The sequence below is a fragment of the Shewanella sp. SM20 genome, from assembly GCF_025654545.1.
GTDB classification, from domain to species: Bacteria; Pseudomonadota; Gammaproteobacteria; order Enterobacterales; family Shewanellaceae; genus Shewanella; species Shewanella oncorhynchi.
In genome coordinates this window covers 1-2,741 of record NZ_JAKKRK010000110.1, presented here as the reverse complement: position 1 = coordinate 2,741, position 2,741 = coordinate 1, and the positions used below count along the sequence as shown (strand labels likewise).

Sequence of the window (2,741 nt, the reverse complement as noted above, 5' to 3'; positions counted from 1 at the left end):
CGTAAGCGTCCATTTTAGGACGTATTGACGCCTTATAGATTTCGGCCAAGCATCCTGGCTAGATGTCTTTCATGATCTGCACCAGTCCTGGTGGGATTTTCCACTGGCGGTTATCATCGCTGACCACCATCACTGATTTCTTGTTGATTTTGATAACCACCCCGAACACTTGGCCTTCTTTGGCCTTGAAGTGGACTTTTTGGCCTAAACGTAGCTGGCTTAGAACATTGATGTCGTTTTGCAAACGTAAGTACTCAATCCGTTTGCAGATGAGCTCGTTCAGGTCATGTAATTCGTCTAAGGTTAGGTCTTCTATGCGCATATCGCCTCCGTCTGGAGGCTATTCTACCGAAGTGGCGGGTAAAGCAAAGAGGTCTGAACGCAGTGGATTGTCGGCGAACTTGGTTTTCCAATACCGTGGCGTCAGTTCGTGTACCAGGCTGGCAGGGTGTTGGCTGATGCGTAGCAGTACATCGGTCAGATAATCGTTTACATTGATATCATGCAATCGACAAGTGACTATCAGGCTTTGGATAACGCCAACATGCTCAGCACCGATTTCTGTCCAACAGAACAACCAATTTTTTCTCCCCATGGGTATGGGCCTGAGCGCCCGCTCCAGATGGTTTGTATCCAGCGGCACATCGGGTTCTTCTAAGAAGACGCGCAGTGCCATTTCTTTGCTTTGTACATAGCCAATGGCTTTAAGTAGTGGGTCTTTGGGCAGCAGCGTCAGATTCTGTAGGGTGTCATCACACCACGTAAAGAAGCGGTCAACCACCGGTTTGCTGTGCGTAAGCCGGTATTGGCGTTTTTTGTCATCCGTGAGCTTTTGGTTTCGGATAGTCTCTTCTATCTCATACAGCTTAGCGATTAGGCTTATCGCTTCTTTGGCCGGTTGTGGCCAGCTGTTTTCGGCTGCAATAAATTGCCGGCGACTGTGCACCCAGCACTGGGCATGGGTTAAGCCCTCATTCGCTTTGATATAACTGGCATAGGCGCTGTAGCCATCGCTTAATAAAGTCCCTTTAAAGCGATGTTTTAATATCCCTTCTATATGTTGCCGCCCGCGGCTGGTGGAGAAGGTAAAAACAATTTCATCCTTATCACCATACACCGGCCAGAAGTAACTTTGCTTCATTTTGCCCGGGCCCGCTTTGCCAGCTTTAATCGGCGTCTCGTCCATTGCCAGCACCTGGCTTTGTAAGATGCTGGTCAGCATCGCATCTACAATCGGATAGAGTAAATCAATACCGCGTGCCACGATGGTGCCCAGTGTGCTGCGGCTTAAAGTAATGCCCGCTGCGGCTAAGCGCTGGTGTTGGCGATACAGCGGCAAGTGGTATTGGAATTTATCCACCAGCATGCCGACGATAAAGCTCACATCCGCCACGCTTTTATCCAGCACATTGAACGGCGCTGCGCTTGGCAGGATAGTGTCGCTGTCTTTGTGTTTGATGATTTGCCGGTCATAGCGCAGCACGTCGAAGCTCGCTGGGCGCTGTGCTAAGCGGAAGGTGCTTTTTACGCCAATCACTTCATACTGGTCGGCATCTTCCCCTTTTAACTCGTCTGGTATCAGCGTAATCACTTTCACCGGTACGTTATCGTTAAATCGCAAACCACAGTCATTAACGCAATCATCCGGGCGCTGTTTGCCTTTGCGGCGGGTGTAGGTGGTATATTCGGTTTCACCTTCAGGTTGGGTCAGCGGTGGCACCATATCGCCCAGTAAGCTTAACTGCATACCCAATTCCAAGGCGCGCTTTTCTGATTTCTGACCAAACAGCTGTTTCTCAAACCAGGCTAAGCGTTGCTGAATGCCTGCGAAGGTTTCGCGCAATGACGTATGCTCGGTTTCCAGCTTGCCGTACTTTTCTGACCAGGCCTGATTCTCTGCAGAAGCCTGTTGCAACAAACTCTGCAGGCGCGCGATTTCACTGGTCAAATTAACCAGTGTCTCGGCGTCCGTTGCCACGTTGGATGAGGATGAAGGTTTGATTTTCATAGCGTCAATTATACAGACTTATCAAGCGCTTGACTGCCCATAGCGCTTCGCTTGTTTCTGGCGAAGTACGGTAATTCCGTCAACGATCATTTGCAGGGTGCAACCGGTGAGTGATTGGATCCCACTCGGATGCGGTTTCACCGGAAACTGGCCTTGCTCGAGGCGCTTAGCCCAGACACAATAGCCTGAGCTTTCGAAGTACAACACCTTCATCTGGGTTTTGCGGGCATTGATAAACACAAAGTACTGGCCGCTTTGTGGATTATGGCAAAGTTTATTGCGCACCAGGGCACTTAAACCGTTAAAGGATTTACGCATATCCACGGGTGTGGTGCACAGCCAGATTTTTTGGTTGGCAGCAGGGATAAACATTATTGCTGGCTAAGGGTAAGTTCAACGCCATTGCCCAGTGACAAGACGATATGCCAGCGGGTGTTACCGTGATGTGCAAGCGCGGATAAATCGATAAACGGTGTATCCTGGTGCACAGGCGCTTGTTCAGTTTGCTCAGCCAAGCGTTGCCGCCATTTATAAAATGACATGGTACTGAGTTGATGGGTTTGACAAAATTCAGTGATGCTCAGCTCTGATGTGTGCCATAAGTCGATTAATTGCTGCCACTGTGCAGCATTGCGGTAAGCTCGCTTTGCCATATCACTCTCCTGTTATGATGAGTGCACAGCTTATCGCGCGATCTTAAGTGGGAATAGGACGTCCTAAAATGGACGCTTAC

At 49.5% G+C, this 2,741-nt stretch carries 4 protein-coding genes; all 4 read right to left on the bottom strand.

What is annotated here, in order from left to right; genetic code table 11:
• Positions 1-58: 58 nt before the first annotated feature.
• The 4 genes from L5M18_RS22965 to tnpA are packed head-to-tail and all read right to left on the bottom strand — an operon-like array spanning position 59 to position 2,661.
• On the bottom strand, positions 59-322 hold the full coding sequence (locus tag L5M18_RS22965; RefSeq protein WP_248084423.1) for a transposase: 264 nt from the start codon (positions 320-322) through the stop codon (positions 59-61).
• A gap of 18 nt (positions 323-340) precedes the next feature.
• Entirely contained in the window at positions 341-2,008 is a 1,668-nt protein-coding gene (gene tnpC, locus L5M18_RS22960; RefSeq protein WP_263198708.1) for an IS66 family transposase, read from the bottom strand.
• Positions 2,009-2,029: 21 nt separating this feature from the next.
• The gene (gene tnpB, locus L5M18_RS22955) at positions 2,030-2,380 is read right to left on the bottom strand and encodes an IS66 family insertion sequence element accessory protein TnpB (protein WP_216832057.1); all 351 of its coding nucleotides are present in this window, start codon (positions 2,378-2,380) and stop codon (positions 2,030-2,032) included.
• The gene (gene tnpA, locus L5M18_RS22950; RefSeq protein ID WP_248084421.1) at positions 2,380-2,661 is read right to left on the bottom strand and encodes an IS66 family insertion sequence element accessory protein TnpA; all 282 of its coding nucleotides are present in this window, start codon (positions 2,659-2,661) and stop codon (positions 2,380-2,382) included. Before tnpA ends, tnpB begins: the two co-directional genes overlap by 1 nt.
• Positions 2,662-2,741: the final 80 nt, after the last annotated feature.

What these genes read in the sequence shown, in the direction of transcription:
- tnpB (WP_216832057.1), bottom strand. Translation starts at nt 2,380, where the DNA reads ATGTTTATCCCTGCTGCCAACCAAAAAATCTGGCTGTGCACCACACCC.
- tnpA (WP_248084421.1), bottom strand. Translation starts at nt 2,661, where the DNA reads ATGGCAAAGCGAGCTTACCGCAATGCTGCACAGTGGCAGCAATTAATC.
- tnpC (WP_263198708.1), bottom strand. Translation starts at nt 2,008, where the DNA reads ATGAAAATCAAACCTTCATCCTCATCCAACGTGGCAACGGACGCCGAG.
- L5M18_RS22965 (WP_248084423.1), bottom strand. Translation starts at nt 322, where the DNA reads ATGCGCATAGAAGACCTAACCTTAGACGAATTACATGACCTGAACGAG.